Source organism: Candidatus Bathyarchaeota archaeon A05DMB-5, from assembly GCA_019685655.1.
Lineage (GTDB): Archaea > Thermoproteota > Bathyarchaeia > Bathyarchaeales > Bathycorpusculaceae > DSLH01.
On the sequence record JABFQP010000009.1, the window covers coordinates 1 to 5,737 of the forward strand.

The following is a 5,737-nucleotide window of genomic DNA, read 5'->3' on the forward strand; positions in this document are numbered from 1 at the left end:
TCTCTCCCGGGCTACTATGAGATTTTCTTAAGGTTCTTTACTGAGAAATAGGTGTAAACTGTGCGCTGTTGGAACTTGGCTGCATACTATACTGTTAGATTTTAATACGCACTTCGCTTAACCTTGTCTTTTAGGTGTTAAGAATGGTCGACCTATCAACCGTTTCGATAGTAGTTGCTTCTGCTGGTGTATTTGCAGCAGCTATCTACTACATTTTTCAGATAAGGCATCAGACCAAGCTAAGACAAACGGAAATGGTCGTGAGATTATATGCGACGTTTGGAAGTGCAGAATTTCAAAAGGCGTATCAGAAAATAATGGGTTTAGAATTTGAGGATTATGCGGATGCCCTTAAACGATATGCGACCAACCGTGCTGAAATTTCAAGTGCAGCAACTTCAGTAGGAACTTTTTTTGAGGGCATGGGAGTGCTTGTCAAGAGAAGGCTGATAAGCATGGATTTAGTTGATGACCTCTTCGGCGCCATGATCTTGGACACATGGGAAAAGTTCAAGCCCCTCGTAAAGGGAAGAAGAGAACAAGAAGGAACAACTGAAACATTGCAATGGTTTGAATATCTCTACAATGAAATGCTGAAAAGGAAGCAACAACAAGCAAAAATCAGATAGAACGTTCTCCCGTGTTCCCATTTTTCTATCATTTCCTAACTAGCGATTCAAAATCTTTTTCAGTCTCATTTTGTGAGCGATTTCCAGAAAGAGCGCAGAACCACGGCTTAATCCCGATGTTTCAAACCGATATTTGAACCTATCCCAGGCTACTATAATGTGTTTGTGTGTGCAACAGTGTTAGACTTGTCTATTGGATGCTAAATATGTTTGTTACTGAAATTATGCTGAAAATTTTATATATTAAATAGGAAAAATTCTTTTAAAAATTTATTGAGATGGTCTTTGTGAAATATAAGATTATATCTTTTGTTTTGATTTTTTCTTTTTGTGTCGCAAGTTGGGTTAATGCAACTGTTATTCAGAGGGCGATAGGTGGAGGCGTCTCCCTTCCTATAGCTTCCAGAAACTTTCTTATTGGTGTGACTCCTACATGGGAGCAAAACGTGACTCTTGAAGAAGTTTATAGGACAGCTGGTTCAGTTGCGGACGTTATGAATCTGTGGTTTGTAAATGTGCCATGGTATAACACAACTGAACATCTGAAGAAACCTGAAACACAGGGTCTTTTGGGGCTGATAAACTCAAGCGGTTTGACCCCTATATTTCAACTAAATTTTTGGATTATTGAAGGTGGAAAGGTGGTTTTGCAAATTCCTCCTTATATGAATTCTACTGTGACGAACCTTGGGACATTTGAGCTTCGGCAGTTGTGGATTGAGCAAGCTGTTAACATCTCGCGGGATTATCATCCACAATATTTTTGTATAGGAAATGAGGTTGACACGTATTATTGGAATTGCAGTCAGGAAGATTTTGATAACTATGTCAGTTTAGTAAGCGAAACATATGATGGCATTAAGGCTGTGTCTCCAGAAACCAAGGTTTTCATGGTTTTCAGGCTTGACACTATTGATTCATACAATGGATGGTTCTTAATAGAGAAATTCGACAAAAACAAAATTGACCTCTTTGGCTTCACATCATACCCGTACATGCTTGGTTATCCAGGAACTGCTTGGTATGAGCAGCCTAGTGACATGCCACCTGACTATTACACACGCATAATGAACTATACAGGAGATAAACCTATTGTGTTCAGTGAAATAGGATGGACAAGTTCGGAGTTATTGCGAGGCGGGTCGGAACAAGAACAAGTTGAGTTTCTGCTCTGGTTTTTGGAGCACACAAAGGATATGCCTTTGGAAATTGTCAGCTGGTTATGCTTACATGATCTTCGTACCGTTGAGGAAGAGACGAATCCAAACGCCACGCCTAATGATTTTGTTGGATTGAAATACAAGAATGGAACTGAAAAAGCTATTTGGGTTTATTGGCAAGCACTTTATACTGTTCCTTACTCAATCCCAGAATTTCCCGTGATGTGGCTTACTTTTATTTCCTCAGTTCTTGTTACACTTGTTTCGATTTTATTCCGTAAAATATTATGGAATCGTTCCAAGAAGGCATTAGATACTAAATGGCTTTTGTAGTGTTAAATTATTAGGTTTTAATTAATTCGTTAAAATTTAAACATAATTATCTGCGCAATCACCGTATCAAAAGTCTAAATCTATTCAGGACAATGCTATAAGCTCTTTCTGTTATGGTATGAATAACTGCCGTGTAACGTTTTAAATGTTAGTTAAATCTGGCTGAATTTTATTGTTGTTTTTTCTCTATGACTAGTTTTTTTCCTTCAATTTTTACTGTTACGTCTTCGCCTATTTTGAAGGGGAAGCTTGTGTCAGAAGAGACTTCTTTGGGTATGTAAATGAAAATTTTTCTGTATTTTTTGCCTTTATCGACGATTTTGCCTTTTCCTTCGCCGGTCATAGGCGCTTTTGCGCCCCAATGTAGCAATTACCCTTTTTATTTTTTGTTTGAATATAAAAATTTTAATGAAGTTAATATTTCAGAGGCTTTTGACGGTGAATTCGCAGTATGGGTCTCCTTTTGCGATACATTTTGTTTCTTGGACTTTCACGTCTTTTTTGAAGAAGCGGGTGAAAAGTCCAGCAATTGCGCCTCTGTAGAATTGGCTGTAGGGTTTTCCGTTGTTTTCGCTTAGTTCGCATCCGAAATTTTGGTGTATTCGCACGTGAGCCACGCCTTTTTCTGCATCTATTTTTATTTTGTCAATTATTCCCCAGCCCAATGTCATGTTGACTGCTTTTGCGACTTCGACTATATCTTCTAGATTTTCTGAATTGGCAGCTTTCACGTATTTGTCATAGATTTCAAAGCCTATAGCAAATCCTTCATAATATAGCATGGCTTCGCCTGCTGAACCAAATTTTCTTCTGACACCGTTGAATAATGCTTCGTAGACCGACCTGCGGAATATAACCGCTCTTTCGTCTTCTGCGATTAGTGGAAAGAAGTAACTATCAAAGATTATGCCTTCTCTGTTTGGTTTTATGATTTGGGCGTTTTTTATGAATTTTTGGTCTTTAACAAGTTCCAAGGCTTTTTCTGGTGTAGTTTTTGAATTTAAGAAATCTATGAAAGCTATTGCGGTGACTGTGGGTTCGTGTGCTTTTAGCATGGAAATTTGAATGTACCGGACTATGACGCCAAGTTTTTCTGCTAATTCAGCGATTTTTCGAAGCACTCCTTGCTCTATTTTTGATTGAATAATGATGCCGTAAATTCTTTGTTTTTTGTCAAAAAGTATTATTCTTCCTATGTTTAACGGTTCGTAATATTTTTGGGCTGTTTGCTGCACACCTTTCCAGACGAGTTGGTAGGTGCACAATTTGACCACCTACAGTAGTTACTTTCCACAAGATGCACTACCGCATATATACTTTATTAACTTAAAATAAATAACCAAAAAGTTAACCTCACAGACGAAAGCAAGGACGTTTAAAAGAGTCCATTATAATAACTGAAGTTTAGTCTACATTGGTAACATACTTAACATCCATGAACCGTCACATGCTGCAGTATTCAAATAACTTAAACCTTCTCGGCAAGTTGCAAATTTTATGTTGTACTTCTCAGCAGTCGCACTCAGAGTCTTCATTAATTTTAATCGTAATTCTTTAGGTAGAAGAATGTATCCCCCTATTTTTTCGCCTTGTTCAAAATAAAGTGGTTCTAATCTCTCTGCAATTTTCGGCATTGCAGCACTGAATCTTTTCCAGTTATCTGGTTTCACCTTGTATGTTGAGGCTGTTATGTGCTTGACACCTATCTGAGCGAGTGTTCTAATAAGATTTTCACAGTTTTCGTTTACATGCGGAATTATTGGGTCTATGCGTACACACACTGGAATGCCCTTACTGGCTAGTTCTTCTGCGGCTCTCAAACGTTTTGATGGGGGCGGCGCATTTGGCTCGATGATTTTTGCAGCGTCGTCTTCTGTTGTGATTGTTAAAGCAACCATTGAGGAAGCTTTTCTCAAAAGGTCCGCGTCTCTAACAACTAAAGATGATTTTGTTATTATTTGGATTTTGCAGTTGCTTTGGGTTAGAATTTCTAAGCATTTTCGCATTAAACCAGTTTTTTCTTCCAAATTAGGGTAGGGGTCTGAAGAATTGGAAATTGAGATTATTTCTCCTTTTAGGCGAGCAGCCTCTCTTCTTAGTTTTGAAATTAAATCTTTTTTTGGTCTGCAATCATGAAATTTTGGAATGTAGCTTGAAGCGTAACAGTAAACGCAATGGTGGTCGCAACCAGTGTAAGGATTAAAGGTCAATTTAGGCGGGCAAGTACAAAACTTAGAACGCCAAGAGTCAAATTTGGAAATCAAAGTCACAAGATTTCACTGTGAATATTCTAGGATAAAACGTCAACAAAAACCATTCGCTCCCTAATTTACGAATGAAATTTTAAGATAGTACGAGAGGTGAGGAGTACACTATCATTTAAAACTGTCAAGTCGTTCTTTTACACCAATGCTTTGAACCATTCAATCGTGCACTATGTTAAACTGATACTAATTACTTTACAAACAATAAAAAAGAGAGGATTATATGCGGTTAAAGACGCCCATAGTAGCGGATTTATTGGTAGCTAGAACAGTAGGAGCAATTTTTGCCGTGATCAAAGAATACAACCTCGCCATTTTTCTCTCAACATCCACAACTCTTGCTCTCGGTACGATACTCTCCAGAAAACACGAACCACACAAAAGAACACGAAATTCAACCTATTTATAAGGGGGGTCTAACGCCACAGAGCACAAGAACACCAAAAGCCTCGGGCGGGCGTCGATCCCGCGACCTACGGCTTACAAGGCCGTTGCTCTACCTGGCTGAGCTACCGAGGCAACCACGCGCAATACGCACACGCATTATTCCTAACATCAAAAATAAAAACCTTAACCACCAAAAACCACAATCAAAAACACTTAATACCTACGACGTAACCCTTATATGTGCGGAAGCAACTTCAGAAATATTTTGGCTACATTACTTTAAGCTATAGCCATCAAAAAACATGCACCTCCCCATCACCTTGATGAGGAGCGAAGCGGCGAATGAGCAACAAACGCTCATAATGACACCATGCACAGGCAAAACAACACACCCACGTTAAGGTTTCACCATCAAACGCCAAACAGACACCGCCAAAAGGCCCGACATGCTACGCCGTCTGGAGGATGGCTCGGCTTGAGCGCTGAAGAAGGGCGCGGCAAACCGCGAAAGGCCCCGGGTAAGCGCATGCAGCCTTAGAACCGGGGATTCCTCAATGGGACTTCCCACCATGGTTCTTCGGAACCGTGGTGCTCCCACATGGGAGCGGGAACCCCCCGAACTGAAGCATCTTAGTAGGGGGAGGAAAAGAAACCAACTGGGATTCCCCTAGTAGCAGCGAGCAAAAAGGGAAAAGTCCAAACCAAATCCCACAAGGAAACTTGCGGGAGATGTAGTGTTATGGGCCCAGCTTCCTCCTCGCTGGCTAAGCCGAAGTGGCCTGGAAAGGCCCGCCAAAGAGGGTGAAAGCCCCGTAAGCATAAACCAGAAGGAGCTGAGCTGGAGTCCCGGAGTATCGTACCCCGGTTTGGGTGCGAGAAGTTAGGAGTCACTAACTTCCAAGACTAAACACGCCTCAAGACCGATAGCGCACTAGTACGGTGACGGAAAACTGAAAAGTACCCC

5 protein-coding genes, 1 tRNA gene and 1 rRNA gene are annotated in these 5,737 nt (G+C 40.3%); 3 read left to right on the top strand and 4 right to left on the bottom strand.

Annotation, left to right across the window (positions count from 1 at the left end; translation table 11 throughout):
- Positions 1-143 precede the first annotated feature (143 nt).
- Together HM003_08390 and HM003_08395 are read left to right on the top strand one after the other, a co-directional pair.
- Complete coding sequence (locus HM003_08390; protein ID MBX5329349.1) at positions 144-629, top strand: hypothetical protein; 486 nt, start codon at positions 144-146, stop codon at positions 627-629.
- A 287-nt stretch (positions 630-916) separates the two neighbouring features.
- Entirely contained in the window at positions 917-2,122 is a 1,206-nt protein-coding gene (locus tag HM003_08395) for a hypothetical protein (protein ID MBX5329350.1), read from the top strand.
- A 169-nt stretch (positions 2,123-2,291) separates the two neighbouring features.
- On the opposite strand, the gene HM003_08400 is transcribed toward HM003_08395, so the two are convergent.
- From HM003_08400 to HM003_08415, 4 genes are all read right to left on the bottom strand, one after another.
- The gene (locus HM003_08400) at positions 2,292-2,465 is read right to left on the bottom strand and encodes a hypothetical protein (GenBank protein MBX5329351.1); all 174 of its coding nucleotides are present in this window, start codon (positions 2,463-2,465) and stop codon (positions 2,292-2,294) included.
- 79 nt (positions 2,466-2,544) lie between these two features.
- Positions 2,545-3,387, bottom strand: coding sequence for a hypothetical protein (locus HM003_08405; protein MBX5329352.1), 843 nt, complete (start codon positions 3,385-3,387; stop codon positions 2,545-2,547).
- 144 nt (positions 3,388-3,531) lie between these two features.
- Positions 3,532-4,332, bottom strand: a complete 801-nt coding sequence (locus HM003_08410) for a radical SAM protein (GenBank protein MBX5329353.1) — start codon at positions 4,330-4,332, stop codon at positions 3,532-3,534.
- A gap of 499 nt (positions 4,333-4,831) precedes the next feature.
- Positions 4,832-4,905 (bottom strand) — tRNA-Thr (locus tag HM003_08415).
- A gap of 327 nt (positions 4,906-5,232) precedes the next feature.
- Between HM003_08415 and HM003_08420 the strand changes: the two genes are divergently transcribed.
- Positions 5,233-5,737 (top strand): 23S ribosomal RNA (locus tag HM003_08420); the annotation flags it as partial.